A 25,374-nucleotide genomic window follows, 5' to 3' on the forward strand; every position below is an offset into this window, starting at 1 on the left:
CACGATGTTCATCGACTGACTAACATGACCTGGATAACACGACACGGACCGGGGCCGCAAGGGCGCGTTTCCGGAGAGGAGCGTCCATGGACGAGCGGAAGGGCCTGTTCATCGGGGGCGAATGGACCGCCCCGAGCACCGGCCGGACGATCGAGGTGATCTCGCCCCACACCGAGCGCCCGCTGGCCCGCGTGGCCGCGGCGGGCGTCGCCGACGTCGACCGCGCGGTCGCGGCGGCGCGGCGGGCGTTCGACGAGGGGCCGTGGCCGCGCACCGACCCCGCCGAGCGGGTCGGGACCGTCCGCCGGCTGGCCGGGCTCTACGGCGAACGCCGCGACGAGCTGGCCGAGCTCATCACCGCCGAACTGGGCGCCCCGATCTCCTTCGCGAGACGCGCGCAGGTCGCGCTGCCCTGGTCGATGATGGGCGCGCTCGCCGACATCGCCGAGAAGCATCCGTGGCAGGAGAACCGGCCCGGCGTCTACGGATCGGACGTCGTCCTGCGCCGGGAACCCGTCGGCGTCGTCGCCGCGGTGGTCCCGTGGAACATGCCGCAGTTCCTGACGGTCGCCAAGCTCGTCCCGGCGCTGCTCGCGGGCTGCACCGCCGTCCTCAAGCCGGCGCCGGAGTCACCGCTCGACGCGCTCTTCCTGGCCGAGCTGTTCGAGCAGGCCGGCGTCCCGCCGGGCGTGGTGAGCGTCCTGCCCGCCGATCGCGACACGAGCGCGTACCTGGTCGCCCACCCCGGCGTCGACAAGGTGTCCTTCACCGGGTCGACCGCGGCGGGGCGGCAGGTGGCGGCGGCGTGCGCGGCCAACCTCACCCGGGTCGGGCTCGAACTCGGCGGGAAGTCGGCTGCCATCGCCCTGGCGGACGCCGACCCGGCGGCGGTCGCCACCGCCGTCCGCTTCTCGGGCATGGGCATGGCCGGCCAGATCTGCAACGCCCTCACCCGCGTCCTCGTGCCCGCGAACCGCGCCGCCGAGCACGCCGAGGCGCTCGCGTCGACGCTGTCGGCCATCAGGATCGGCGATCCGGCCGATCCCGAGACCGAGATGGGGCCGCTCGTCTCCGCGTGGCAGCGGCAGCGCGTGCGGCACTACATCGACACCGGCGTCCGGGAAGGCGCCCGTCTCGTCACCGGCGGCACCGGCATGCCCGAGGGCGTCCGGCACGGGTGGTACGTCCGGCCCACCGTGTTCGACGGCGTCGACCCGTCGATGACGATCGCCCGCGAGGAGATCTTCGGCCCGGTGATCGCCGTCATCCCCTACCGGGACGAGGACGAGGCCGTCCGCATCGCCAACGACTCGGAGTACGGCCTGGCCGGCTCGGTGTTCACGGCCGACGTCAAGCGGGGGCTCGACGTGGCCGCCCGGGTGCGCACCGGCACCTTCGGCGTGAACCAGGGGTACTCGATGGACCCGGCGGCGCCCTTCGGCGGCGTCAAGGCCAGCGGCTACGGCCGCGAACTCGGCCGCGAGGGCCTCGACGGCTACCTCGACATCAAGTCGATCTCGATCGCGTCGCCGTGAACGGCGCTCCAATATCTCCGGGCGGGAGTCAGGGCAGTTTGATGACCGACATGTACATCTCGAGGATCGGCCGGTAGAGGTCGACGTCGTCGAGCTGGCTTCCCAGCACGACCGAGTCGCTGGTGGCGATGAGCACCTGCGCGAACGTCAACGCCGGGATCAGCAGCGTCCCGCCGATGTGGTCAATCCCCTCCATGATGAACTCCGCCAGCGCCTCCGCGGCCTCCAGCCTCTTGGCCTCCACCCGCTGCTTGGCCTCGGGGTTGCGGAGCAGGTACAGGGTGAACTCGTAGCCCAGCGCGGCGTGCTCGGCACCGCGTTCCTCGCTGAGCCGGCGCCACCGCCGCGCGACCTCGTCGAGCTCGCGCGCCCCGACCTCCGTCACCGCCGACACCACTTCGGCGAAATTGTCGAAGTAGCGGCGCCAGTGCCGGTCGCTGACCGCCAGGAAAAGGTCTTCCTTCGTGCCGAAGTGCTTGTAAATGGCGCCTTTCGTAAAGCCGGCGGCATAAGCGATGTCGTCGAGCGTCGCCTGCGTGAAGCCCTTTTCGGCGAACACCTCCTCCGCCGCGTCCACGAGCAGGGAACGGGTGTGGTCGCGGCGGCGCTCCCTCGTCCAACGCTCAACCATGTCGGCAATTATGCCAGCACCGGCGCGCGGACCGCCGACGACCGGCCCGCCGTCCGGCGCCGGTGACCTCGGCGGCGGCCATCACTTCGGTATCGGTTCGCCGAGCCGCCGGAGGGCGGCGAGGAACAACTCGTCCATTCGCGGGCTCAGGTCGGCCAGCGTGGCGGCGCCGGCGTGGCTCGCGGGGCCGAAGACGCGTTCCAGCGCGTCGACCGCCGTGGTGGTGCCGATGGAGAGGCAGAGGCAGGCCACTCCGTCGGCGTGAAGTTCTTCGAGCGCTTTGCGAACATCGGCCTCCGCGTAGCGGCCTTCGTAGCCATTGTCGTAGGGAAAACCGTCCGAAAGGACGATCAGCAGGCGATGCGGTGTGCCCGCCTCGGCCTTGAGGATCTCGGCCGCACCGCGAATTCCGGCGCCGAGGCGCGTATAGCTGGACGGTTGGAGCTGGTTGAGCCGGGCGCGCCCGGTGGCGTCGAAACGCTGACCGAACGCCTTGATGGCGGGCAGATGGACGGCGTGCCGGCCCTGCGACCGGAAGGCGTAGACGGCGACGCGGTCACCGAGCTCTTCGAGCGTGGCCGCCAGGATCGCGGCCGCCCGCCGCTGGTGGTCGTGGACGGCGAGGCCGTCCGGATCGGCGTCGGTGACGGAACCGGAGGCGTCGAGCAGGACGAGGACGCCGAGATCGCGCGCGAGCTTGCGGCGCTCCAGGTAGACGTGCTCGGGTGCCGAGTGGCCGGAGCGCACGTCCACGAAGAGGTCGATGAGCGCCTCGACGTCGATCTCGTCGCCGTCGGGACGGCCCCGCAGGATCGTGGGGCCGAGGCCGATGCGCGACAGGCGTCGCCGGAGCACGTCGTCGCGCGGGACACCGGCAGCGGAGATGTCGGCGTCGGCGGTCAGGGGGAAGTCGATGACCCGGCACCAGTCGGGCCGGTACCGGTTGTTGTGGACGTCCCATTCCGGATGCAGGGCGCCGCCGACGCCCATGGCGATGCCGGGCCTGTCGTCGGTGAAACGGATCCGGGTGGGGAGCGGGCGGGCGTGCTCTCCTACCTTGTCCGTCCGCCGGACGGAGCGGACCTTCGCCTCCGCTCCGGCGGCGCCGTCCCCGGACGTCCGCGACCCGCCGAGCAGCTTGCGGAAGTAGTCCGAGAGGGCCCGCGAGGCGAACAGCGGATTCTCGAACAGCTTCACAATCTTGCTTTCCCGGGGCTGCTCCTGGTCGCCGTCGTCATCGGCCTCGGGCAGGTCGATGGGATCGAATTCCAGTCGCACCTCCTTGTCGCTGGCGCGCGCGCCAGGACCGGTGGGGGCAGCCATCAACCGGGACGGCTTGATGACGCCGAACCATTCCGGCGGGTCGGGCACCTTCGCCCGGCTCCTGGCCGTATCGAGCGACTCCTGAGCGCTCGCGGTGCTCGGTTCCCCGTCGAGGTCGAGCGCGGCCGCGAGCGGATACCGTCCGGCGAGTTCGGCGAGCACTCGGCGGCCTTCGAGGGCCAGGTACCGGTGCGCCGTGGAAGGACGCGCCCACACAGCCCTGACCCATCGCTGGTCCAGGCTCCCCGCACCGAGCAGAGCGCTCTGGACCAGCACCTCGCTGCGCTGCCGGGCGACGGAACCGGCCGCCGAGACGAAGATGACCTGCCCGTTCGTATGGGCGGACTCGCCGGCCCGCGCCTCGGCGATGTCGACGGCCCTGCCGGCAATGGAAGTGGCGAGAAGCCGGAACCGGTCAGGGCCGCCGGGGTCGGGCGCGGTCATGTCCGGGGCAGGACGGCGTCGGCGAGTTCGCCCAGGGCGCGCACGACGTCCGGATCGTCGGAGAGGGTCTGGACGATGGCAGACCGGGCGGCGGCGCGCAGGCTCAGCCCCTGCGCGACGAGACTGCCGGCCAGGATCAGCATCCGCGTCGAGGACACCTCGCGCAGCGGCGAGCCGTCCAGATTCCGGATGGCGTTGCCGAGCCTGACCAGGGCTTCCGCGGTCTCGGCGTCGAGTCCGGCCTCGCGGGTCACGATCTGCGCCTCGACCTCGGCGGGCGGAAAGCCGAGCTCGATCGCGACGAAGCGCTGCCGGGTCGACTCCTTGATGTTCTTCAGGACGCTCTGGTAGCCGGGGTTGTAGGAGATCACCAGCTGGAACCCGGGCGCCGCCGGCAGCGTCGTGCCGAGCCGGTCGAGGGCGAGCTCGCGGCGGTGGTCGGCGAGCGGATGGATGACCACGATGGTGTCCTGGCGCGCCTCGACCACCTCGTCCAGGTAGCAGATGGCGCCCTCGCGCACGGCCCGGGTCAGGGGGCCGTCCACCCAGACCGTCTCCCCGCCCTTGAGCAGGAACCGGCCCACCAGGTCCGCCGACGTCATGTCCTCGTGGCCCGCGACGGTGATCAGCTCGCGGCCGAGCTCGTGTGCCATGGCCTGCACGAAGCGGGTCTTCCCGCATCCCGTGGGCCCTTTCAGCAGCACCGGGAGGCCGCCGGCGGCCGCCGCGCGGAACACCTCCTCCTCGTCGCCGACCGCCCGGTAGAACGGCGCCTCCGAGACGGTGCGGACGGCGGTGGATCGATCGGTCAGCATCTCAGTGGCCCCTGTCGAGAGGAACGATCGTCGGAAGCTCCTTGCCCTTCGGCGGGACGACCTTGCCGTCCGGGCCGATGGTGGCGGAGCCCTTGCCGGGGACCGGGAGGGCGGGGTCGGGGCACAACCGCCCCGTCCCCTCACCGCAGATGCCCATCAGGAAGTAGGAGCGCTTCTGGACGTCCTTGGGCCAGGGATCGGTGTGCAGGGCGAACCATTGTGCGGGCACGTTGTAGAGCACGAAGAAGAGGAGGCTGCACGCCGCGAAGATCGCCAGGAAACGGGTGAGCTGCTGCCGCACGAACCCGCCCCGGACGCGTTCCAGTCCCCGCTCGACGACCGTCCGGCCGCGGTCGTCGGTGAAGTAGCGCAGAGCGCACAGGCCCGCCTGGACGCCGCCCCACATGATCCCTTCGTAGATCGGCCACTGGTAGTAGGTGCCGGCGTTGATCGACAGCGACCGGATCGCGCCGGGGTAGGTGAACAGCCCCATCGGCATCAGGAACAGGCCCTCGATGACGAGGTCGAAGAAGAACGACCAGGCCACCAGGACGCCGATCAGCCCGACGTTGCTGATCCCCGGCCACCGCGCCTTGACCCGGCGCATGATCCAGCAGCCGAGGATCGTGCACAGGAGGACCCCGTAGGAGTAGCCCGGCGCGTTCATCAGCAGCGGTTCGGCCATCATGTGGCCCGGTTCCCCGAACGACTGCCAGCCCGGGACGTCCTGCGTCCACGAGCCCATGTTCCACATCCAGGTGTTGTAGGTGCTCCAGGTGTTGAAGTAGTTCAGGAGCGGGTCCTGGAAGAACAGCAGGCCGCAGGCCACCAGCAGCATCCCGTCGAGCGTGATCCGCCGCTCCCTGCGCCAGGGCCTGACGATGAAGTAGTAGATCCCGACGGGCAGGCCGACGATGATCGCGGCCGTCCAGGTGATGAGGATCGCCTTCATGAGCGCCGGCGGGTCGCTCGGTCCCTTGGGCACCCGCTCGAAGTGGGATCCGGCGATCCACCGGATCCACACGTAGAGCTGGAAGGCCAGGATCGCGCCGCCGATGACGGCCCAGATCCGGACGGGTTTGGTCGGCGACTGGGCCTGGGCGCCGAGCGACGCCCTGTCGAGCGATGCCTTGTCGAGCGGTTCGGTGAGGGTGGGCGCCTTCGTCTTCTCCGACTGTTCGCTCACGAACTGTCTCCTTCTGCCCCGGCGGCGGGACGGGCACCGCCCGCCGCGCCATTCGGCATCCTGGTGGCCACAAAGATACTCATGAGAATCTTTTAGGGGAAGGGGTATCTGAGGCGCCGCTAGGATCGAGGCGGCGGAAGGGGACAGGGTGGCCACATTCGTGCTGGTCCACGGTGCCGGCGACGTCGGCTGGTACTGGCATCTCGTGGAGGCCGAACTGCGGGCCCGGGGCCATGACACCGTCGCGCCGGATCTGCCGTGCGACGACGCGGCCGGGCTGCCCGAGTACGCCGACGCCGTGGCCGCCGCGATCGGCGGCCGGACCGATCTGGTCGTCGTCGCGCAGTCGCTGGGCGCCTTCACGGCTCCGCTCGTCTGCGACCGGGTGGCGGTGGAACTGCTCGTCCTGGTCGCGCCCATGATCCCCGCACCGGCGGAAGCACCCGCCGACTACTGGGCCAACACGCGGTATGAGGATGAGGAGCGGGTCGGCTACGACGACACCGTCGAGCTGTTCTACCAGGACGTCCCGCCGGAACTGGTCGCCGAAGCGCGCAGGCGCGGGCGGGCTCAGTCCGAGGCCCGGATGGGGGAACCGTCGCCGCTGCGGGCCTGGCCCGACGTCCCCACCCGGGTCCTGATCTGCCGCGACGACCGCCTGTTCCCCACCGGTTACCTTCGCCGCGTCGCCCGGGAGCGCCTGGGCATCACCCCGGACGAGATGGACGGCGGGCACACCCCCGCGCTGAGCCGCCCCCGCGACCTCGCGGACCGCCTCGAGGCGTACGCCGCCGAGGAGGGGCTGCTCGGCGGCGTCCGGCATAGCGGCTACGACGCCGAACTGCGTCGGTACGACCGGGCGCTGCTGAAGGCCTGGGATCTCCAGGCGGATGATCACGTCCTGGACATCGGATGCGGGGCCGGGTGGACTACCCGGCAGGCCGCGCGCATGGCCCGCTCCGGCAGTGCGCTCGGTGTCGACGTCTCCGCCGCCGCCATCGAGCGCGCCCGCGAGATCGCCCGGACGGAGGGGCCTGGAAACGTCGCCTTCGAGCACGCCGACGCACAGACCCACCGGTTCCCGCCGGAGCGCTTCGACCTGGCCATCAGCAGGTTCGGCACCATGTTCTTCGAGGACCCCGTCGCCGCGTTCGCCAACATCGGGCGGGCGCTGCGCCCGGCCGGGCGCCTGGTGATGATGGTCTGGCAGTCGAGCGAACGCAACGAATGGGACGTCGCCCTCCGCCGAGCCCTCGAAGAGGGCGGGGCCGCGCAAGCGGCCGCCGCTTCCACCGGACCGGATCCGTTCTCGCTCGCCGATCCACCGGCCGTGACGCGGATCCTGGAAGCCGCGGGATTCGCCGACGTCGCCTTCACCGACGTTCACGAACCGGTCTACTACGGCCCGGACGTCGCCGCCGCCCTGGAGTGGGTCCGCGGCTTCACCAGCACCAGCGAGGCACTGGACCGGCTGGCCCCCGCCGCCGCGGCGCGCGCGGTCGGGCGCCTGCGCGAGACGCTCACCGCACACCTCGGCGACGACGGCGTCTGGTTCGACTCCCGCGCCTGGATCGTCACCGCCCGTCGCCGCCGGGAGGAGCCGGCGCGCGCAGGCCGTCGAGGAGGGTGAGGAGGGTCTCCTCGGTCTCGCGGCGCGGGTTGCCCGCGGCGATCAGGAGGGCCGCCTCGATGCACGCGCTGAGGAGCAGGTGGGCCACCGTGCGGACGGGCCGGCGGGACAGGACGCCCGCGTCCATGGCCAGGTTGAGGCCGGCCTCGATGAGGGCGAGGTTGTGGCGGGCCTCGATCTCGCGCCAGGCCTGCCAGCCGAGCACCGCGGGCGCGTCGCGGAGCGCGATCTGGACCAGCTCCGGCTCCTCGCAGGCGTCCAGGAAGCGGGCGAGGCCGCCGGTGAGGAGCTCCCAGGGGTCGTCGGTGGGGACGAAGATGCGCTCGGAGAGCTCGACCTCCATCTGGTCGAGGACCGCCGCGAACAGCGCCTTCTTGTCGCCGAAGTGGTGCTGGAGCGCGCCCCTGGTCACCCCGGCCGCCGCCACGATCTGCTCGGCGGACACGGCGGCGTAGCCGCGCTCGGCGAAGAGCTTGCGTGCGGCGGTGACCAGGGCCGCGCGGGTGGCGCGCGTGCGGTCCTCCTGGGTGCGTCTCACCGCGTCAGTATGGCGAACTCCTTGACCTTCTCGGCGAGCAGCCCGGGGCGGTCCTCGGAGATGAAGGTGTAGGAGTCCTCCACCAGTTCGAGGCGCGCGTCGGGGAGCTTCCGGGCGAGGCGTTCGGCGAGTGGCAGCGGGAACAGCCGGTCCTCCTTCGCCCAGAGCAGCAGGACGGGACGGTCGTAGTCGCCGTTGGCCTCGAAGGCGTCCAGGGTGTGGCGCTTGTCGAAGCCGCGCACGAGCTTGCCGAGGTCGCGGCGGACGGCGCGGCTGGTCTTGATCGGGGCCAGGTAGGAGTCGGTGACCTCGCGCGGGACCGGCCGCTTGGCGACCCAGCCGAGCGCGATCGGCAGGCGGAGCAGGGCGGGGATCCGGAACAGCTGGGCGGTGACCCAAAGCGAGCCGGGCAGCCGGGAGACGGGCGCGAGGAACCCGAAGGGAGGCGGCGGGAAGCGGTCCAGCACGTCGCAGGAGGCCAGCACGACCCGGCCGACCCGCTCGGGCCGCCGCGTCATGAGGATCTGGACGAGCGCGCCCCCGGTGTCGTTGCCGACGAGCGTGACGTTCTGCAGGTCGAGGGCGTCGAGGAACTCCCCGACGAGGCCGGCGAGGCCGGACGGGGTCAGGTCGGCGTCGGGGCGCATGGGCTCGGGGTGGGCGCCGAGCGGCCAGGTCGGCACCAGGCAGCGGTAGCCGGCGTCCACCAGCGGTCCCGTCTCGCCGCGCCAGATCTCGCCGTTGACGAGCAGGCCGTGCACGAAGACGACCGGCGGCCCGTCGCCGAGGTCGCGGTACGCGATGGGTCCTGCGGAGAGGTTCACGGTTCTCATGCCTCCAGACTTACATACATTCGGCATGAATGTTTCTTGGAGAGCAAGAAATCCGTGCCGGTTCTTCACCGGGCGCCGGTGAAGAACCGGTCGGCGAACAGGTCCCACTGGGCGAGGAAGTCGATGCCCGGGTCGCGCAGCCAGTGGTGTTGCAGGCCGTCGAGGAAGGAGAGCAGCTCCACCGCGGCCAGGTCGGGGCGCGGATGCCAGGCCAGGAGGTAGCGCTCGACCATGGCGTGCGCGGGGGGAGAGAGAACGTGCGAGCCGCCCATCCTGCTGCTCGGCCTCCCGCAGACGACCATCGACGCGACCGCCTTCCGGAATCCCCGCTGCGAAGTCCCGCCTTTTCAGTTGGAGCCGAGAGGTATTCCGCCGGCTCTCGCCGCTCTCAGCCAGTCGGGGAATTCCGAGAGGATCCGCTGGTAGAGCTCGGCGTCACTGATGCCGGCGATGTCGTCGACGGCGAAGAAGCCCGCATTGTCGACGAACCGTCCATCGAGGGTGTCGAGCTTTTCCAGGATGCCGTACCGGCCGCGGCCCAGGCCGATGAACTGCCAGAAGACGGGCCGGTCCGACGCCTCGCGCAGCAGGCGGGCGATCTGCCCGTCCTTGGCCACTCCCCCGTCGGAGAAGAACAGCACGAGGACCGGTTCCCCGGGGCGGTTCTCGTAGTAGGCGAGAACGTCCTCGATGACCCGGGGTTCGTTGTTGCGGCCGCCGAGGGCGACCCGGCTGCCGTCGGCGGCGACGGCCTCGTGCATGCGCACGTTGTCGCGCGTCCACGCCTCGATCTCGGCGACCCGCAGCGGCGGGAGCCGCGCGAACTCCGTCGCGAAGATCCACGCGTCCAGCGCCCCGTCGTCGTCCACCTGCAGGGCGATCGCCGCCATCCGCTCCACGATCTCGGCGACCACTCCCTGCTTGTAGAGCTTGCGCATCGAACCGGACGCGTCCAGCGCGACGGCCACCCGCGCCCGCACCCCGCCGATGCCCTTCTTCTCCAGCGAGACGCGCACGGCCTCCTTGCGCAACGAGATCCGCTTGCGCAGGTCCACCTCGGCGGGCGGCTCGTCGTTCACGTCCACGCCGAAGTCGGCCGCCAGGCCGGCGAGCCCGCTCGCCCAGCCCTGGCCCACCGGCCGAACCTTCCACGCCCCGGCGCGCCGGTACGCCTCGACGATGACGACGACGGTCTCCCCCGCCGCCATCGCCGGGGCCTCGAACGCGGACCCGCCGTGCACGTCGGCCCGCACCGCGACGCCGTCGAACGTCCCCGGCCCGTCCACGCTGGCGACCACCGCGATGGTCGACACGTCGGTGGGCACCGCGTCCAGGTCCATGACGACCTCGGCGCCGTCCAGCCGCACCCCTTCCTGAGCAGGGTGGTTGAAGAAGACCAGGTCCTCGTCCGACCGCACCCGCCGGTCATCGCCCAACAGCACCGCCGACACGTCGATGGCCCTGTCCGCGGCAGACACAGCGATCCGTACGCGCCCGCCGTCCAGCGGGGCGTTCTCCCCCTTGCGCAACACCGACCGCCTCCGTCCCACACGCCACCGCCCCGAACATTACGGCCTCTCCCCGACACCTTTCCGGGAAAGCAGCCCGTCCGATACGCGGCGTCCTCCGGCACTGTTTCGCCGGACGTCAGGAATCGAGCTAGTCGGTGCGTTTCCAGGCGTCGGCGAGCAGTTCGTAGGAGCGGACGCGGTCGGCGTGGTCATGCGTGATCGTGGTGATGAGCAGTTCGTCGGCGCCGGTGACGCGTTGAAGGGTCCGCAGACGTTCGACGACGGTTTCGGGTGAGCCGGTGAACTGCGTGTCGACGCGGTCGGCGACCAGTTCCCGGTCTTCGGGACGCCATTGGTGGGCGGCGGCCTGCGCGGGCGTCGGGAACGGGATCGCCGCGAGACGGGACCGGATGCTGTGCACCCACAGCGCGTACGGCGACGCCAACTCCTCCGCCTCGTCGTCGGTGGGCGCCGTCACGACGTCCGCCGACACGACGACGTACGGTTCGTCCAGCACGTCCGACGGTTTGAACGCCTCCCTGTACGCCTCGACGGCCTCCAGCACGTTCGACGGGCTGACGTGGTAGTTCGCGGCGAACGGCAGCCCGCGCTCGCCCGCGACCTGAGCGCTCTGCCCGCCGCTGCTGCCGAGGATCCACAGCTCCAGCGCGGCGCCCTCACCGGGATTGGCGTGCGCTTCGTGCTCGCCCTTGGCGTAGGTGCCGCCGATGAGCGCGGCTATGTCGTCGACGATGCCGGCGAAGTCGGGCGTCTCGGCGCCGGGCTGCTGGAGCAGGGCGCCGTGCAGGTCGAACACCGGGGACTTCGCGAGCCTGGTGAAGTCGAACGGCTCGGGGATGAGCAGGCCGTCCACCACCTCGGCCTTCCGGCGCTCGCGAGGCTGCGGGGCGGCCGCGCTGCGGGCGGCCTCGGCGCGCCGCTGCCCGGAGCGGCCGAGTCCGAGGTCGATCCGGCCGGGGTGCAGCGCGTCGATGGTACCGAACTGCTCCACGATCGACAGCGGCGTCCAATGGCCGGTCTGCACGGCGCCGGAGCCGACGCGGATGTGGGACGTGGCCGCGGCGACCGCCTCGATCAGCACCTGCGGCGCCGAACTGGCGACGCCGGGGGCCAGGTGGTGCTCGGCCAGCCAGTACCGGTGGTAGCCGGCGGCCTCCACCCGCCGGGCCAGGTCGAGGGTGTTGCGCAGGGCGTCGCGCGCGGTGCCGCCCTCGGGGACCGGCGCGAGGTCGAGGACGGACAGCCGTGTCACGGGCGCCTCCCGGTTCATTTCGCGACGTAGCGGTTGGCGGGACGGGACAGGCCGAGATGGCCGCGCAGGGTCGCGGCGTCGTAGCGGCTGCGGAACGCGCCGCGCTCCTGCAGGACGGGCACCAGCCCGCGCGTGATCCCGGTGAGGTCGGGCGGGAGGACGCCGGGACGGAGCCGGAACCCGTCCAGGCCCGCGTCGCGCCAGTCGAGCAGCAGGTCGGCCAGTTCGCCGGGGGTGCCGGCGAAGATCTCGGCGTCCGACGTCAAGGTGGCGCCGTCCAGCTCGTCCAGGCGGGCCTTGCGGGCGAACGCGGCGCCCGGCGCCTCGTCGACGAACACCACCAGATCGGCGAAGATCTTGAGGGGTTCGCCGGCCCGGCCGACGGTCCGTTCCGCCTCGCGGACCTGCGCGATGATGGTGACGGCGTCGGGCCGCGAGTGCGGGGTGATGTAGACGACGTCGGATCCGCGGGCGGCGAACTCGTACGGCCGGACGTCGTGGGCGAGCGAGGTGACGAGCGGCTGCCCCTGCGGCGGGCGCGGGGTGATCGACGGTCCGCGGACGCTGAAGTGGGGGCCCTCGAAGTCGATGTAGTGCAGCTTGTCGCGGTCCAGGAAGCGGCCGGTCGCGGCGTCGCGGATCTCCGCGTCGTCCTCCCAGCTGTCCCACAGCCGCCGCACCACCTCCACGAAGTCGTCGGCCTCCCCGAACAGCTCGGCGCTGAACGCCTTCCCCTCCGGGGTCGCGAACCAGGGCAGGTCGAACTCGGGGAAGGCGCGGCGGCCGAAGTGGGCGGCGTCGGAGAGCCGGGCGCCGGCGACCTGCGGCCGCCAGCCCGCGCGGCCCCGGCTCGCGTAGTCCAGGGACGCGATGCCGATGGAGACGTGGAACGGCTCGGTGTACGTGGTGCTGGTGGTCGGGACGAGCCCGATCCGCGACGTCGCCGGTGCGAGCCGCGCGGCCAGCAGGACGGCGTCGAGGCGGCCCCTGACCTGGTCAGTGCGGTCGTCGGGCGCGGTGGGGGTGGACGACTGGAGCCCGAGGGAGTCCTCGATGGTGAGGAAGTCGAGCAGCCCCCGCTCGGCCTCGGCGGCCAGGTCCGTCCAGTAGCGGGCGGTGAACAGGTCTTCGGGACGGGCGGCGGGGTCGCGCCAGGCGGCCGGGTGCCAGCCGGCGTCCTGAAGTGCGACGGACAGGTGCAGGCCGGTCATGACGCCTCCCTTTCTGATCGGCGCGAGTGCGCGCGCGGGACCCGGAGACCGAGGTGGTCGCGCAGCGTGGGCCCGGTGTAGTCGGTGCGGAACACGCCCTTCTCCTGCAGCAGCGGGACGACGTGCTCGACCAGGTCGTCGAGGCCGCCCGGGGTCAGGTGCGGGACGAAGACGAAGCCGTCTGCGGCGTCGGTCTGCACGAACTCGTCGATCTGGTCGGCGACCGAACGCGGGGTGCCGACGAACGTCTGCCGTCCGGTGGCCTCGATGACCAGGTCGCGGATGCTGAGGCCGCGTTCGGCGGCCAGCGCCCGCCATTTGCGGACGGTCTCGCCGCGGTCGCCGCGGAACTGCGCGCGGCCCTTGGAGACGCCCTCGTCGAGGTCGGGTTCGATGTCGGGGAGCGGCCCGTCGGGGTCGTAGGCCGACAGGTCCCGTCCCCAGTAGCCCTCCAGGAACGCGATGGCGTTCTGCGGCGAGACCTGCGCGCGGCGGATCCCGGCGGCGCGCTCGGCCGCGTCCTGCTCGGTGTCGCCCAGCACGTAGGTGACGGCCGGCATGATCTTCAGGTCGTCCGGCTGCCGCCCGTACCTGGCGAGGCGGCTCTTGACGTCCTTGTAGAAGGCCCGGCCGTCCTCCAGCGTGCCGTGGCGGCTGAAGATGACGTCGGCGTCCGCGGCGGCGAACTCGCGCCCCTCGAACGAGTCGCCCGCCTGGATGATCACGGGGTGGCCCTGCGGCGGGCGCGGCACGTTGAACCGGCCGGCGATGTCGAACTGCGCGCCGCGGTGCGCGAACGCGCCGGCGCCGGGCCGCGCGAACTCCCCGGCCGCCGGGTCGGCCACCAGGTCGCCGTCCCCCCAGGAGTCCCAGAGCTCGCGGGCGGTGTGCAGGAACTCGGCGGCGCGGGCGTAGCGGTCGGCCTCCTCCAGGAATCCGCCGCGCCGGAAGTTCTCGCCGGTGAACGCGTCCCAGCTGGTCACGACGTTCCAGGCGGCGCGGCCTCCGCTGAGGTGGTCGACGGTGGCGAGGCGGCGGGCCACCTCGTAGGGCTCGTTGAAGGTGGAGTTCACCGTCGCGGCGAGGCCGAGGCGGGTGGTGACGGCCGCCAGCGCGGACAGCACGGTCAGCGACTCGGGACGTCCGGCCACGTCCAGATCGTGGATGCGTCCTTTCATCTCCCGCAGCCGCAGCCCTTCGGCGAGGAAGAAGAAGTCGAACTTGCCGCGTTCCGCGGTCTCGGCCAGGTGGACGAACGAACCGAAGTCGATCTGGCTGGCCGACCGGGGGTCCGTCCACACCGTGGTGTTGTTGACGCCGGGAAAATGCGCCGCCAGATGGATCTGTTTCGCGGGCATCATGCGACTCCTGCTGCCTTGCGCGCGAGCGCGGCGGACACCTGCGGGGCGACCAGATCGGCCCATGCGCCGAGCACGTCGGCGGCGTCGGGCACCTGTGATTCCAGGAATGGCAGGCCGGGCGTCGGGACGGTCGCGCCCAGCTCCACCAGGAGCGGACGCAGATGCACCTCGACCCCCAGCGAGTGCTTGGCGTCGCCCATGACCAGCAGCGGCAGCGCCACCGTCGACGCGAGCGCACCGCCCGGAAACCTGTCGAGGAACACCTTCAAAAGCCCGGTGTAAGTCGCTTTGTAGGTGGGGCTCGCGACCACCAGAACGTCGGCGGCGACAACCTGCTCCAAGGCTTTTCCGACCTCGGGCGGCGGCGCGGAATCGAGTAGCCCGGGCGCGAGAAGGGACAGGTCGACGACGTCGGCCGCGCCGGTATCACCGACCCTTTCGGACACCGCCGCCGCAGCCTCTCGCGCGATCTGGAGCGTCCGGGATTGCGGTCGTGGATTTCCCACCAGGACGAGGAATGCCATGCTTCACCAATCGTTCTGTCAGGCCGGGATCCCCGCCGACCCCACGCCGGACGTCGCGGGACGCCAGCCGAGGCGGGGCGCGATCAGGGTGCGGGCGTCGTAGAGGATCTGCTCGTAGTCGTGCTCGTCGAATTCGTAGGGCAGTTCGAGGCGCAGCTCGGAGACGGCGGAGACGGCGGCGTCGGCCTGCAGCCGCTCGACGATCTCCTCGGACGTGCCGACGAGATCGGGCGCGAACAGGATCCGCCGCTCCCCCATCGGCTTGAGGGTGCGCTCGTGCCGGCTCGCCGCGTAGCGCCGGTAGCGCTCGCGGGTCGCGGCGTCCGCGCCGTCCAGCGGGACGATCACCCGGCCGAGCGCGATCCGGCCCGGACGCCCCGGCGGCAGCAGCCGGCGGTACTCGGCGATCAGCGCGAGCTGCGCCGCGACGAAGTCGTCGGTGCCCTCGCCCTGGACGATGTTGCCGGCCAGCAGGTTCAGCCCCTGCTCGGCGGCCCAGCGGACCGACCGCAGGCTGCCGCCGCCGTACCAGACCCGGTCGGTCAGGCCGGGGCTGTGCGGCTGGAGCCGGGGCCGCTGCACGTTGCCGGGCGAGTGGATCACCGTGTCCGGGCCGCCGAGGTACTCGCCGCGCAGGTGCCGGACCAGCCGGGCGATCCGGCCGTAGGCGAGGTCGTAGCCGCGCCAGTCGCCGTCGTGGACCAGGTCGCCGAGCAGCTCGGCGTGCGGCATGCCGGTGCTGAACCCGGCCTGGAGCCGCCCGCCGGACAGCACGTCGACGGTGGTGAGGTCCTCGGCGAGCCGGAACGGGTTCTCGTACCCGATGGGAATCACCGCGGTGCCGAGCTCCACGTGGTCGGTGCGCTGGCTCGCGGCGCCGAGGAACACCGCCGCCGACGAGACGCCGTGCTCCAGATGCCGCTGCCGGATCCAGGCGCCGTCGAACCCCTCGGCCTCGCCGAACTCGAACAGCCGCAGCGTCGCCTCAAGACCGGCGCGCGGGTCGTCGTCGGGGTAGTTGCCGGGGGTGAGGAAGGACAGGGAACGGATCGCGCTCATCGGTCAGCCGCGCTCGTAGGGGGTCTTCTCGCCCGCCTCGACCGCGACGGGCAGCCGGTTCTCGGCGGGCGGAAGCGGGCAGGTGGCGAACTCGGTGTAGGCGCAGGGCAGGTTGTGGGCGCGGTTGAAGTCGAGGGTCACCGTGCCGTCGGCGGCGGGCGCCTGGACGAACAGCGCGCGGTTGGCGGCGTAGGTGGTGACGCCGGACGTCTGGTCGGTGAACAGCACGAGCAGGTCGCCGGGCTCCTTGCCGTTGAACGCGGTGAGGGCGAGGGGCCGGCCGTCCAGCTCGAACTCGATCCTGCCGGGGGCGTCGTAGACGTGCTGGAGCCCCTCGACGGCGGCGCCGACGGTGGTCGGGCGCGGCTCGTCGAACGGGACGTAGCGGCCGGTGACCGACCAGCGCGGGTCGGGCGCGTAGGCGGGGGTGCCGCGGAAGGAGGTGCGCAGCGGGTGGCCGGGGTGGCGCGGCCGGACGATGTCGTGCCCGCCGCGCTTGGCGACCTCGATCGCCGCGTCGCCCCACAGGGCGGTGACGCCGGTGCGCTCGGGCAGCACGCCGAACCGGTGCTCGCCGCGCACCGGCTCCCCGTCCACCAGGAGTTCCTCGCCGTCGCCGAGGACGACGATCACGCCCTCGGCCCCCGTCCACCACAGGCCCGGCGCGCCGGGGAACCGGCGCGGTTCCCCGTCGAGGAAGTGCAGGCCGGTGATCGCGAGAAAGCCGTGCGGGTCGGCCAGGTGCGCCTCGTGCGCGGCGTGCCAGGCGCGCCATTCCTCGGCGAAACGGTCGGTCACCGTGCTCGTGGTGGTCTGTGCGGTCATGTCCGCTCCTTCGTGAGCAGCGTCGTGGCTGGGTCGTCGGTGTGCGCGGTCCCGCCGGGGATGGCGGCGAGCAGTTCGCGGGTGTAGTCGTGGGCGGGCTCGCCGAAGATGGCGCCGGTCGCGCCGGTCTCGACGACGCGTCCGGCCTTCATGACCGCGACGCGGTGCGCGATCTGCCGGACGACGGCGAGGTCGTGGGAGATGAACAGGTACGCGACCCCGGTGCCGTCCTGCAGCTCGGCGAGCAGGTCCAGCACCTGCGCCTGGACCGACACGTCCAGGGCCGAGACGGGCTCGTCGCACACCACGAGGTCGGGTTCGAGCGCCAGCGCGCGGGCGATCGCGACCCGCTGCCGCTGCCCGCCCGACATCTCCGCGGGCCGGCGCTCCAGCGTCGAGGCCGGGAGCGCGACCCGGTCGAGCAGTTCGCGGGCGCGGGCCGTGCGGGACGCCCGGTCCCCGACCCGGAACGCCCGCAGCGGCTCGGTGATCACCTCGCCGATGGAGAAGCGCGGGTCGAGGGAGGCGTAGGGGTTCTGGTAGACGAGCTGGGCGCGGCGCCGCAGCCGCCGCAGCGCCGCTCCGCCCGCGGCGGTGACGTCCTCGCCGTCGAAGACGATCCGTCCGGCGGTCGGCTCGACGAGCCGCAGGATCATCCGGGCCGTGGTCGACTTGCCCGATCCGGACTCGCCGACCAGGGCGAGCGTCCGGCCGCGGTGCAGGGTCAGGCTCACGTCGTCCACGGCGCGGACGGTCCGGCCCCGCGGCAGCGGGAACTCCTTGACCAGGTGCTCGGCGGTGACGAGCACCGCGTCCTCGGTGCCGTGGGACCGTTCCGGCGGCGCGTCGGCGGGACGGGGGCGCGACCGGACGGCGGTCAGGCTGGGCGCGTTCCGCAGCAGGCGGCGCGTGTAGTCATCCTGCGGGTCGTCGAGGATCCGCCGGACCGGCCCGGCCTCGACGACGCGGCCGCGCGACATCACCACGATGCGCCGGGCGCGGTCGGCCGCGACGCCGAGATCGTGGGTCACGAGCAGTACCGCACTGCCGAGCTCCTCGGTGAGGTGCTGGAGGTGGTCGAGGATGCGGCGCTGGACGGTGACGTCGAGGGCGCTGGTCGGTTCGTCCGCGACGATCAGCTCGGGTTCGGCGGCGATCGCGATCGCGATGAGGGCGCGCTGCCGCATCCCGCCGGACAGCTCGTGCGGGTACTGCCGCGCCCTGACCCCCGGCTCGGGCATCCCGGCGCGGTCCAGCACCTCGACCGCGGCGGCGGGCGCCGAGCGGCGGGTGGCCAGGCCGTGCAGCCGCAGCACCTCCGCGACCTGCTCGCCGATCCGCTTCACCGGGTTCAGCGAGACGCCGGGGTCCTGCGGGACCAGGCCGATCCGGGCGCCGCGGACGGTGCGCAGCTCCCGCTCGGACAGGGCCGCCAGGTCGCGGCCGCCGAACTCGATGCGCCCGGCGTCGAGCGAGGCGTTGTCGGCGAGCAGCCGGGTGACGGCGTGCGCGGTGGTGCTCTTGCCGGATCCCGACTCCCCCACCAGCGCGACGATCTCGCCGGGCCGCACGTCCAGGCTCACCTCGCGGGCCGCCTCCACCCGCCCGCTGCGGGTCCGGTAGGAGACCGACAGGCCGGTGACCTCGAGGACCGGGGCGTCCTGGCCGCTCATCGCCGCCTCGCCCACTCGCCGTCGAGCGCCCGCGCGATCCGGTTCGTCGCGAGCACGGTCGCGGCGATCGTCAGCCCCGGCAGCGCGGTCATCCACCACGCGTTCGCGAGGTAGTTGCGGCCGTCGGAGATCAGCGTCCCCCACTCCGGTGCCGGGGGCGCGGCGCCGTACCCGAGGAAGCTCAGCGACGACACCGCGAGCACGGCCGTGCCGAAGTCGAGGGTGGCCAGCACCAGCACCGGGCCGATCGCGTTCGGCAGGACGTGCCGTCCCAGCACGCCGTACCAGCGCGTCCCGCAGGAGCGGGCCGCCTCCACGTAGACGGCCTGCCGGACCCGCAGCACCTCCGACCGCATGACCCGCGCGAACGTCGCGACGCTGGCGACCCCGACCGCCACGGCGACCTTCACCGTGCCGTACCCGAGGGCGGTGACCAGGGCGAGCGACAGGAACAGCGCGGGAATGGACAGCAGCACGTCGACGAACCGCATCAGCACGTCATCGATCCAGCGGCCGGCGAACCCGGCGAGCAGGCCGAGCAGGCCGCCGACGGCGAACGACACCGCGACGGCGATCAGCGTGGCCTTCAGCGACAGCGCCGCGCCGTGCACCACGCGGGAGTACAGGTCCCGGCCGAGTTCGTCGGTGCCGAACCAGTGCGCTCCGCTCGGCGCGCGGAAGCTCTGCGCGGGAATCCCCGTCAGCGGGTCGCGGGAGGTGAACAGGGCGGGCCAGAACGACGCCAGGACCACCGCCGCGATCACGAGGACGGACAGCACGAGGCCGGGACGACGCAGAAGGAACCGTGCGACCTGGGCGGCGCCGGCGCGGCTGCGGACGGCCGGTCCGGGTACGTCCGGCGCGTCCGGAGCCACCGGGACGCCGAGGACCGCCTCCGCCGCGATGTCGTTGTCGAGGGTGCTGCTCATGCGGGACTCCAGCGCCGGCCGGACGCGGCGGCGATCCGCGGGTCCAGCAGCGGGTAGACGAGGTCGACGATCAGGTTGACCAGGACGAAGACCAGCGAGCCGAACACCACGATGCCCTGCACCACCGGGATGTCCTGGGTGGTGACCGCGCCGGCGGTGACCCGCCCGAGGCCGTTGCGGGAGAAGACCGTCTCGATCACGACCGAGTTGGCGATGAGCTGCCCGACCAGGACCCCGACCACCGTCAGGGCCGGCAGCGAGGCGTTGCGCAGCGCGTGCCGCAGGTGGATCCGCGGCCGTCCGCCCCCCTTCGCCCGGGCCGTCTGTATGTACGGCTCGTCCAGCGTGGTGAGCAGGCTCTTGGCCAGGACCTGCGCGACCACCGCCCCGGTGGGGACCGCCAGGGTGACGGCGGGCAGCACGAGGCCGCGCAGCCCGCCGTTCCCGAACGCCGGCAGCAGCCGCGCCTGGAACGAGAACACCTCGACGAGCATCAGCCCGACCCAGAACGTCGGGACCGACACGCCGAGCGGCGGCAGCGACAGCAGCAGCTGCCGCAGCCAGCGCCAGGACGTGTAGGTCGCCGCCATCGCGAGCCCGCCGCCGAACAGGACGGCGAGCCCGAGCCCAGCCGCGACCAGCTGGAGCGTCTGGGGGAGCGCGTCGCCGATGACCGAGGCCACCGGCCGTCCCGTGGACACCGAGTCGCCGAAGTCGCCGCGCAGCGCCTTGCCGAGGTAGTCGAGGTACTGCAGCGGGACCGGCTTGTCGAAGCCGTACTCGCTCTTCAGCCGCTCGATCTGCGCGGGGTCGATCCCCGCCTGGTCGGCGCCCTGCCCGGCCATCGCCGAGACCGGGTCGCCGGGCAGGAGGTCGAGGACCAGGAACGACAGCGTGTACGCCGCCCACAGCACCCCCGCGGCCTGCGCCAGGCGCAGGGCCACATAACGTCGCATCGGTTCACCTCTCTCCGGAGCCCCGCCGCGGTGCCTCTAGCCGATCCAGGCGTCGTGGAGCTGGATGCGGCTGGACGCGTCGAACAGCACGCCGTGGACCTTCTTGGCGACGCCCAGTTCGGTCTGCAGCTCCACGACCGGGACCGTGTAGGCGTGCTGGACGATGTCCCGCTGCGCCTTGGCCACCAGTTCCCACCGCTCGGCCTGGTCGGACGCTGCGGCCTGGCCGTCCAGCAGACCGTCCAGGCCGGTGGCCGGGACCTTGTAGAGGTTGGCGAGCCGGGTGGAGAACGAGCTGCGCAGGATGTCGGGGTCGGCGCGGGTGACGTTGCCCCACAGCAGGTCGAACGCCCCGGACCGCTGGACCTGGGTGAGCTGGGCGATCGGCTTCTCCTGCAGCGCCACCTGCACGCCGACCGCCTTCAGCTGCTGCTGGAGCAGCTCCAGCGCCGGCTTGTTGGTGGCCGCGTTGGCGAACCAGGTGACGGTCAGGGCCAGCTTCCTGCCGCCCTTCTGCCGGACGCCGTCGCTCCCGGGCGTCCAGCCGGCGGCGTCCAGCAGGGCCTTGGCCTGCGCCTGGTCGAGGGCGAGCGACGCGCCGACGTCGGTGTAGCCGGGGGTCGTGTGCGCGAGGACGCTGGTGGCGGGCCGCGTCCCGGACGGGAAGACGGTCTGGGCGATCTGCTTCCGGTCGACCGCCAGCGTGATCGCCCTGCGGACCTTCTCGTCGTCCAGCGGGGGACGCGCGTTGTTCGAGTAGATGGTGTCGTTGCTGCCGACCTGCTGCGGGTCGACGCAGCCGGCGTCCGACCCCACCGCGAAGGTGAGCGTCCCGCCGGTGCGGGGCGTCCCGTCCGCGGCGCCGGACGCGCCGCCGCCGGAGCCGCAGGCGGTCAGCGCCGCCAGGGCGGTCGCCAGGACGGCGGCGGTTCTCCATGGGCTCGACGTCGCTCTCACGGGGGCTCTCTCCCATCACGGTGGCCGGGTCACAGCGAACGTAAGCGTCCGGCCATGTTCCCGTCAATACCAACCAATTAAGTATGAAATCACATCGGCCCGGCCGCCGAGCGAGCCCACGCCCCGGCCGGGACGTGGGCTTCGAACGTTCCAAAAGGATCAATCCAGGCGGCGGAAGCCGCTGGCGTGGAACACCAGCGGCGGGACGTCGGACGCGGCGTCCAGGTCGTGGATGCGGAAGACGACGATGTCGTGGTCGCCGGAGCGGAACTGCTCCTCGACGGTGCAGTCGTACCAGGCGGACGCGCCCTCGACGAGCACGCAGCCGTCCGGGGTCGCGCGCCAGTCGACGCCGGCGAACCGGTCGCCCGTGCGGGCGCCGAGCCGGCGTCCGACGTGCTCCTGGTGGGCGCCGAGCACGCTGATGCCGATGCGAGGCAGCTCGCGCAGCAGCGGCCACGTCGTCGAGGTGTGCGCGACGCACACCGACACGAGGGGCGGGTCCAGCGACACCGGGACGAACGAGCTGGCGGCGATCCCGGCGGGGCGCCCGCCGACCAGGCCCGCGACCACGGCGACGCCGGTCGGATAGGCGCCGTAGACGCGGCGCAGGTCCACGCCGAGCACGGTCATCGCGAGGTCTCCTTCGGCGCAGGGGCGGTGCGGCCGGGACCGAACGGCTCGTGGAACAGGCCGCGCCGGGCCAGCCGCGGCAGGACGCCCTCGCCGAACCAGTACAGCTCCTCCAGATGCGGGTAGCCGGACAGGACGAACTCGTCGATGCCGAGCTCGGCGTACTCGGCGATGCGGTCGGCCACCTCGTCGTGGCCGCCGACCAGCGCCGTCCCCGCGCCGCCGCGGACCAGGCCGACGCCGGCCCACAGGTTCGGCGCCACCTCCAGGGCGCGCGGGTCGCGCCACGAACCGTCGGCCCGGCTGCGTTCGTGCAGCGCGCGCATGCGGCTCTGGCCGGTGGACTCGCTGCGGGCGAGGGACTCCTGGGCGGCGGCGACGGTGTCCTCCCCCAGCGCCTCGACGAGCCGTCCGGCCTGCCGCCAGGCCTCCTCGGCGGTGTCGCGGGCGATGACGTGCAACCGGATGCCGAAGCGCGGCTTGCGCCCGTGGGCCGCGGCGAGCCCGCGGATCCACTCGATCTTGCGCTGCACCGCGTCCGGGGGCTCGCCCCAGGTCAGGTACACGTCGGCGTGCTCCGCCGCGACCGGCCCCGCCGCCGCGGACGAGCCGCCGAAGTACAGCGGCGGGGCCGGGTCGGGGACGGTCGACAACCGCGCGGCGTCGATGTCGAGGTGCGCGCCGCGGTGGGTGACGGTCTCACCGGCCCACAACCGCCGCACGACCGACAGGAACTCCGCACAACGGGCGTACCGCTCGTCCTTCGACAGGTGGTCGCCGAAGGCGCGCTGCTCCTGGGCCTCGCCACCGGTGACGACGTTGAGCAGCAGCCGCCCGGGGGCGTGCAGGTCGAACGTCGCCGCCATCTGCGCGGCGAGCGTCGGGCTGATCAACCCCGGCCGGAACGCCACCAGGAACGCCAGCCGCTCGGACTCGCGCGCCAGCATCGCGGTGGTCAGCCAGGCGTCCTCGCACCACGCGCCGGTGGGGGTGAGCGCGCCGGTGAAGCCGAGCTCCTCGGCGGACCGCACGATCGAGGACAGGTAGCCGATCGAGGCGCGCCGGTCGCCGGACGCGGCGCCGGCCGGCCGGCCGTGGCCGCCGCCCACGATGAGACGCGAGTCGCCGTAGGTGGGCAGGAACCAGTGGAACGTCAGGGTCACGCGGCTCTTCCTTCCTCACGGCCGGCCAGCTTCTCCATATTTCCTACTGACATGGTTAGGATTGTGCGCGCACTCCCCCGCGCCGGTCAATGTGGCGTTCCCGACGGCCCCGGTCAGAACGGCAGGCCGGTCCCGCACTCCACCGGCTCGGGGTGCGCCGGGTCGAGGGCGTTGCCGACCAGGTCGGCGACGGTGATGTCGTAGGCGAGTCCGATGTGCCCGACGGGGTCGTTCGGGCAGCGGTCCTGGACGTAGGTGTTGGCCACGCCGGGCTCGTCGACGAAGGAGACGCCCTTGGGAGTGACCAGGACGTCGGAGGTCGAGGCGATCACGGTGTAGGCGATGCCGGGCTGGGCGATCGGACCGGTGTCGAGCTTGGCGACGGTCGGCGCGCCCGTCGTCAGCTCCGTGCAGGCCTTGCAGCCGGCCGCCGACATCACCTGGTTGACCTGGTCCATGATGCCGAGGCTGCGCGCGATGGCGACCAGGTTGGAGAAGGACGTGCCGTGGGTCGGCGGCGCGATCGCCACCACGCGGCCGATCTTCGCGGCCTGGCCGGGGACGAACTTGGGGATGTAGAGCGAGAGGAACCCGCCTTCGGAGTGCCCGACGATGTCGACTTTCGAGGCGCCCGTCCGCGCGAGCACCTTGTCGATCAGAGCCGAGACCTCGCCGGCCGAGGCGTCGATCGGCTGGAAGCCGCCCACCGGGACCGGCGGCAGCGCTTCGCCGTAGGTCTCGGCGTAGACGCAGTACCCGGACGCCGCGAGCGTGGGGCCGAGGCTGAGGAAGTTGCCGGGGCCGTTGCCGCCGAGCCCGTGCAGCAGCACGACCGGGTCCGGGTGCGCCGCCGAAGGACGGCAGTCGTAGTCGTTGAACCCGGACGAGGACGCGGCGGCCGCCGGCGCGGCCTGCCACGCCGGCACGGCGAGCAGCGCGACCAGGCAAGCACCGAGCCTTCTGCGAAGCGACTTGAAGCCCATGGTGACCTCCATGTTCTGGGGTGGCGCGGTCTGGGGTGGGCGCGGTCTGGGATGGCGCCGCCAGTAGAGCACGATGCCTTGTTACGAACAAGGCATCTTTTTGCTAAATCGCGGGCGTTCCCCTGCGCAGGTAGACTCGCGTCCGATGAACGCTGGGAAGCCCGCAAGCGGGGTGCGGCAGCGGCGGATCCGGGGACTCGATGCCGAACAGCGCCGCGAGCAGCGCCGCCGGCAACTCCTGGACTCGGCGTTGGACCTGTTCGCCGCGCACGGCTATCACAACACCTCGATCGAGCAGATCTGCCAGAACGCCTACGTCGGCACCAAGGGCTTCTACGAGACGTTCGACGGCCGCGAGGACTGCTACATCGCCCTGCTCCGGCACATCACCGAGCAGCTCCAGACGCACATGCTCGAACGCCTCGAGACGCTCCCGGCCGACCGCGACGAGGCCGAACGGGCGCTGGTGGAGGCGTTCACCCACGCCCTGATCGACGACCCGCGCCGCGCGCTGGTCACGTTCGGCAGCGCGGGCGCCATCTCCCCGGCCGTCGAGCGGCAGCGCCGCCGGAACCGCCGCTGGGCCGCCGAGTTCGTCGAGTCCCTCTGGAACCGGCACGGCGTCGCCGCCCCCGGCCCCGGCGTGCACCGCATCGCGATCGGCCTGGTCGGCGGGCTGTTCGACCTCATCGCCGACTGGCTGCTGGACGCCGACCCGCGCGACCCCGCGGACGTCGAAGCCCTGATCGGCGACCTCGGCGCCTTCTACACCGCCGTCCGCACCGGCGTCGCCGCCCGCACCACGCAACCGGAGACGCCGCGCAAACACCGCGCATAGCCGTCACGGCCGGCAGCGTGTTGACCGCGCTTCCCATTCGTCCAAGACCCGGCCGACCTCACCTGCTTATCGTCGAGGGCATGGAGACGAACTCGGACGAGCGGATCCCCGTTCACCGTGCGCCCGGTGAGGGGCGCCGTTACGACATGGGGCGCATCAACGCGGTGTTCAAGGCGGACGGCAGGGAGACGGCCGACCGCTACTCGATCTCGGAATGGTGGCTCGAGCCGCACACCACGGGGCCCGGTGCGCACACCCATCCGGAGGACGACGTCTTCTACGTCCTCGACGGCACGATGACCTTCCTCGTCGAGGACCGCTGGTTCGACGCCCCCAAGGGATCGTTCGTGCTGGCTCCCGGCGGCACGCCCCACGACTTCCAGAACCGCACCGGCGAGCGGGCGGGGGCGCTCAACATCTCCGTCCCCGGAGCCTTCGAACCGCGCATGCCGGACATCGTGAAGTGGTTCCTCCAGCACCCGCCCGGCGACCCCGGGCGGTAGGCCGAGTTCGACCGCGCCCGTCCCCGGGCCGCCGGCGTGG

At 72.3% G+C, this 25,374-nt stretch carries 25 protein-coding genes; 4 read left to right on the forward strand and 21 right to left on the reverse strand.

The genetic code is table 11. The annotated features are described in order from the left end of the window. Window positions 1–86 precede the first annotated feature (86 nt). A complete protein-coding gene (locus QP089_RS19540) occupies window positions 87–1,535 on the forward strand; it encodes an aldehyde dehydrogenase (protein WP_285913106.1) in 1,449 nt (482 codons plus the stop codon). 28 nt (window positions 1,536–1,563) lie between these two features. Here QP089_RS19540 and QP089_RS19545 read toward each other — a convergent pair whose 3' ends face one another. The 4 genes from QP089_RS19545 to QP089_RS19560 all read right to left on the reverse strand — a co-directional run bounded on the left by QP089_RS19545 (window position 1,564) and on the right by QP089_RS19560 (window position 5,934). Continuing rightward, window positions 1,564–2,166 (reverse strand): TetR/AcrR family transcriptional regulator, encoded by a 603-nt coding sequence (locus tag QP089_RS19545; protein WP_285913107.1) that lies wholly within the window; start codon window positions 2,164–2,166, stop codon window positions 1,564–1,566. Between the two features lie 81 nt (window positions 2,167–2,247). After that, on the reverse strand, window positions 2,248–3,933 hold the full coding sequence (locus tag QP089_RS19550; RefSeq protein WP_285913108.1) for a nitric oxide reductase activation protein NorD: 1,686 nt from the start codon (window positions 3,931–3,933) through the stop codon (window positions 2,248–2,250). Then, the gene (locus QP089_RS19555; RefSeq protein WP_285913109.1) at window positions 3,930–4,748 is read right to left on the reverse strand and encodes a CbbQ/NirQ/NorQ/GpvN family protein; all 819 of its coding nucleotides are present in this window, start codon (window positions 4,746–4,748) and stop codon (window positions 3,930–3,932) included. The genes QP089_RS19550 and QP089_RS19555 overlap by 4 nt, the downstream gene beginning before the upstream one ends. A gap of 1 nt (window position 4,749) precedes the next feature. Further along, entirely contained in the window at window positions 4,750–5,934 is a 1,185-nt protein-coding gene (locus QP089_RS19560; protein ID WP_285913110.1) for a spirocyclase AveC family protein, read from the reverse strand. 148 nt (window positions 5,935–6,082) lie between these two features. On the opposite strand from QP089_RS19560, the gene QP089_RS19565 reads away from it, so the two are divergent. Then, window positions 6,083–7,564 (forward strand): alpha/beta fold hydrolase, encoded by a 1,482-nt coding sequence (locus QP089_RS19565; RefSeq protein WP_285913111.1) that lies wholly within the window; start codon window positions 6,083–6,085, stop codon window positions 7,562–7,564. Here QP089_RS19565 and QP089_RS19570 read toward each other — a convergent pair. From QP089_RS19570 to QP089_RS19650, 17 genes are all read right to left on the reverse strand, one after another. Next, window positions 7,509–8,102, reverse strand: coding sequence for a TetR/AcrR family transcriptional regulator (locus tag QP089_RS19570; protein WP_285913112.1), 594 nt, complete (start codon window positions 8,100–8,102; stop codon window positions 7,509–7,511). The two genes, QP089_RS19565 and QP089_RS19570, sit on opposite strands and share 56 nt — an antisense overlap. Further along, complete coding sequence (locus tag QP089_RS19575) at window positions 8,099–8,935, reverse strand: alpha/beta fold hydrolase (protein ID WP_285913113.1); 837 nt, start codon at window positions 8,933–8,935, stop codon at window positions 8,099–8,101. The genes QP089_RS19570 and QP089_RS19575 overlap by 4 nt, the downstream gene beginning before the upstream one ends. A gap of 65 nt (window positions 8,936–9,000) precedes the next feature. Further along, the gene (locus QP089_RS19580; RefSeq protein ID WP_285913114.1) at window positions 9,001–9,207 is read right to left on the reverse strand and encodes a hypothetical protein; all 207 of its coding nucleotides are present in this window, start codon (window positions 9,205–9,207) and stop codon (window positions 9,001–9,003) included. Between the two features lie 75 nt (window positions 9,208–9,282). Beyond that, a complete protein-coding gene (locus QP089_RS19585) occupies window positions 9,283–10,413 on the reverse strand; it encodes a VWA domain-containing protein (protein WP_285913115.1) in 1,131 nt (376 codons plus the stop codon). 181 nt (window positions 10,414–10,594) lie between these two features. Next, window positions 10,595–11,719: an LLM class flavin-dependent oxidoreductase gene (locus QP089_RS19590; RefSeq protein WP_285913116.1), complete on the reverse strand. Its 1,125-nt coding sequence runs from the start codon at window positions 11,717–11,719 to the stop codon at window positions 10,595–10,597. A 14-nt stretch (window positions 11,720–11,733) separates the two neighbouring features. Beyond that, on the reverse strand, window positions 11,734–12,930 hold the full coding sequence (locus tag QP089_RS19595) for an LLM class flavin-dependent oxidoreductase (protein ID WP_285913117.1): 1,197 nt from the start codon (window positions 12,928–12,930) through the stop codon (window positions 11,734–11,736). After that, window positions 12,927–14,291 (reverse strand): NtaA/DmoA family FMN-dependent monooxygenase, encoded by a 1,365-nt coding sequence (locus QP089_RS19600; RefSeq protein ID WP_285913118.1) that lies wholly within the window; start codon window positions 14,289–14,291, stop codon window positions 12,927–12,929. Before QP089_RS19600 ends, QP089_RS19595 begins: the two co-directional genes overlap by 4 nt. Further along, window positions 14,288–14,815 carry an NADPH-dependent FMN reductase gene (locus tag QP089_RS19605; RefSeq protein ID WP_285913119.1) on the reverse strand — a complete coding sequence of 176 codons (528 nt, stop codon included), beginning with the start codon at window positions 14,813–14,815 and terminating at the stop codon, window positions 14,288–14,290. Before QP089_RS19605 ends, QP089_RS19600 begins: the two co-directional genes overlap by 4 nt. Window positions 14,816–14,833: 18 nt before the next feature. After that, a complete protein-coding gene (locus QP089_RS19610) occupies window positions 14,834–15,874 on the reverse strand; it encodes an LLM class flavin-dependent oxidoreductase (protein ID WP_285913120.1) in 1,041 nt (346 codons plus the stop codon). Window positions 15,875–15,877: 3 nt separating this feature from the next. Further along, complete coding sequence (locus QP089_RS19615) at window positions 15,878–16,699, reverse strand: DUF1684 domain-containing protein (RefSeq protein ID WP_285913121.1); 822 nt, start codon at window positions 16,697–16,699, stop codon at window positions 15,878–15,880. Beyond that, on the reverse strand, window positions 16,696–18,372 hold the full coding sequence (locus tag QP089_RS19620; protein ID WP_285913123.1) for a dipeptide ABC transporter ATP-binding protein: 1,677 nt from the start codon (window positions 18,370–18,372) through the stop codon (window positions 16,696–16,698). The genes QP089_RS19615 and QP089_RS19620 overlap by 4 nt, the downstream gene beginning before the upstream one ends. After that, window positions 18,369–19,301, reverse strand: a complete 933-nt coding sequence (locus QP089_RS19625; RefSeq protein WP_285913124.1) for an ABC transporter permease — start codon at window positions 19,299–19,301, stop codon at window positions 18,369–18,371. The genes QP089_RS19620 and QP089_RS19625 overlap by 4 nt, the downstream gene beginning before the upstream one ends. After that, window positions 19,298–20,257 carry an ABC transporter permease gene (locus tag QP089_RS19630; RefSeq protein ID WP_285913125.1) on the reverse strand — a complete coding sequence of 320 codons (960 nt, stop codon included), beginning with the start codon at window positions 20,255–20,257 and terminating at the stop codon, window positions 19,298–19,300. Before QP089_RS19630 ends, QP089_RS19625 begins: the two co-directional genes overlap by 4 nt. A 36-nt stretch (window positions 20,258–20,293) precedes the next feature. After that, on the reverse strand, window positions 20,294–21,214 hold the full coding sequence (locus QP089_RS19635; protein ID WP_285913126.1) for an ABC transporter substrate-binding protein: 921 nt from the start codon (window positions 21,212–21,214) through the stop codon (window positions 20,294–20,296). A 159-nt stretch (window positions 21,215–21,373) separates the two neighbouring features. Continuing rightward, on the reverse strand, window positions 21,374–21,847 hold the full coding sequence (locus QP089_RS19640) for a flavin reductase family protein (RefSeq protein WP_285913127.1): 474 nt from the start codon (window positions 21,845–21,847) through the stop codon (window positions 21,374–21,376). After that, on the reverse strand, window positions 21,844–23,010 hold the full coding sequence (locus QP089_RS19645; protein WP_285913129.1) for an LLM class flavin-dependent oxidoreductase: 1,167 nt from the start codon (window positions 23,008–23,010) through the stop codon (window positions 21,844–21,846). Before QP089_RS19645 ends, QP089_RS19640 begins: the two co-directional genes overlap by 4 nt. Window positions 23,011–23,123: 113 nt before the next feature. Further along, window positions 23,124–23,993: an esterase/lipase family protein gene (locus QP089_RS19650; RefSeq protein ID WP_285913130.1), complete on the reverse strand. Its 870-nt coding sequence runs from the start codon at window positions 23,991–23,993 to the stop codon at window positions 23,124–23,126. 145 nt (window positions 23,994–24,138) lie between these two features. Between QP089_RS19650 and QP089_RS19655 the strand changes: the two genes are divergently transcribed. Both QP089_RS19655 and QP089_RS19660 read left to right on the forward strand, forming a co-directional pair. After that, window positions 24,139–24,831 carry a TetR/AcrR family transcriptional regulator gene (locus tag QP089_RS19655; protein WP_285913131.1) on the forward strand — a complete coding sequence of 231 codons (693 nt, stop codon included), beginning with the start codon at window positions 24,139–24,141 and terminating at the stop codon, window positions 24,829–24,831. A gap of 80 nt (window positions 24,832–24,911) precedes the next feature. Next, the gene (locus QP089_RS19660) at window positions 24,912–25,334 is read left to right on the forward strand and encodes a cupin domain-containing protein (protein ID WP_285913132.1); all 423 of its coding nucleotides are present in this window, start codon (window positions 24,912–24,914) and stop codon (window positions 25,332–25,334) included. Window positions 25,335–25,374: the final 40 nt, after the last annotated feature.

Origin of the sequence: Actinomadura opuntiae (assembly GCF_030283205.1) — a bacterium.
GTDB lineage: Bacteria > Actinomycetota > Actinomycetes > Streptosporangiales > Streptosporangiaceae > Spirillospora.

Excerpts from the sequence above, each read along its gene's own strand:
- QP089_RS19615 (WP_285913121.1), bottom strand. The coding sequence starts at position 16,699 with ATGACCGCACAGACCACCACGAGCACGGTGACCGACCGTTTCGCCGAG.
- QP089_RS19640 (WP_285913127.1), bottom strand. The coding sequence starts at position 21,847 with ATGACCGTGCTCGGCGTGGACCTGCGCCGCGTCTACGGCGCCTATCCG.
- QP089_RS19555 (WP_285913109.1), bottom strand. The coding sequence starts at position 4,748 with ATGCTGACCGATCGATCCACCGCCGTCCGCACCGTCTCGGAGGCGCCG.
- QP089_RS19595 (WP_285913117.1), bottom strand. The coding sequence starts at position 12,930 with ATGACCGGCCTGCACCTGTCCGTCGCACTTCAGGACGCCGGCTGGCAC.
- QP089_RS19605 (WP_285913119.1), bottom strand. The coding sequence starts at position 14,815 with ATGGCATTCCTCGTCCTGGTGGGAAATCCACGACCGCAATCCCGGACG.
- QP089_RS19550 (WP_285913108.1), bottom strand. The coding sequence starts at position 3,933 with ATGACCGCGCCCGACCCCGGCGGCCCTGACCGGTTCCGGCTTCTCGCC.
- QP089_RS19650 (WP_285913130.1), bottom strand. The coding sequence starts at position 23,993 with ATGGGCTTCAAGTCGCTTCGCAGAAGGCTCGGTGCTTGCCTGGTCGCG.
- QP089_RS19600 (WP_285913118.1), bottom strand. The coding sequence starts at position 14,291 with ATGATGCCCGCGAAACAGATCCATCTGGCGGCGCATTTTCCCGGCGTC.
- QP089_RS19625 (WP_285913124.1), bottom strand. The coding sequence starts at position 19,301 with ATGAGCAGCACCCTCGACAACGACATCGCGGCGGAGGCGGTCCTCGGC.
- QP089_RS19660 (WP_285913132.1), top strand. The coding sequence starts at position 24,912 with ATGGAGACGAACTCGGACGAGCGGATCCCCGTTCACCGTGCGCCCGGT.
- QP089_RS19630 (WP_285913125.1), bottom strand. The coding sequence starts at position 20,257 with ATGCGACGTTATGTGGCCCTGCGCCTGGCGCAGGCCGCGGGGGTGCTG.
- QP089_RS19610 (WP_285913120.1), bottom strand. The coding sequence starts at position 15,874 with ATGAGCGCGATCCGTTCCCTGTCCTTCCTCACCCCCGGCAACTACCCC.
- QP089_RS19580 (WP_285913114.1), bottom strand. The coding sequence starts at position 9,207 with ATGGGCGGCTCGCACGTTCTCTCTCCCCCCGCGCACGCCATGGTCGAG.
- QP089_RS19540 (WP_285913106.1), top strand. The coding sequence starts at position 87 with ATGGACGAGCGGAAGGGCCTGTTCATCGGGGGCGAATGGACCGCCCCG.
- QP089_RS19545 (WP_285913107.1), bottom strand. The coding sequence starts at position 2,166 with ATGGTTGAGCGTTGGACGAGGGAGCGCCGCCGCGACCACACCCGTTCC.
- QP089_RS19655 (WP_285913131.1), top strand. The coding sequence starts at position 24,139 with ATGAACGCTGGGAAGCCCGCAAGCGGGGTGCGGCAGCGGCGGATCCGG.
- QP089_RS19620 (WP_285913123.1), bottom strand. The coding sequence starts at position 18,372 with ATGAGCGGCCAGGACGCCCCGGTCCTCGAGGTCACCGGCCTGTCGGTC.
- QP089_RS19575 (WP_285913113.1), bottom strand. The coding sequence starts at position 8,935 with ATGAGAACCGTGAACCTCTCCGCAGGACCCATCGCGTACCGCGACCTC.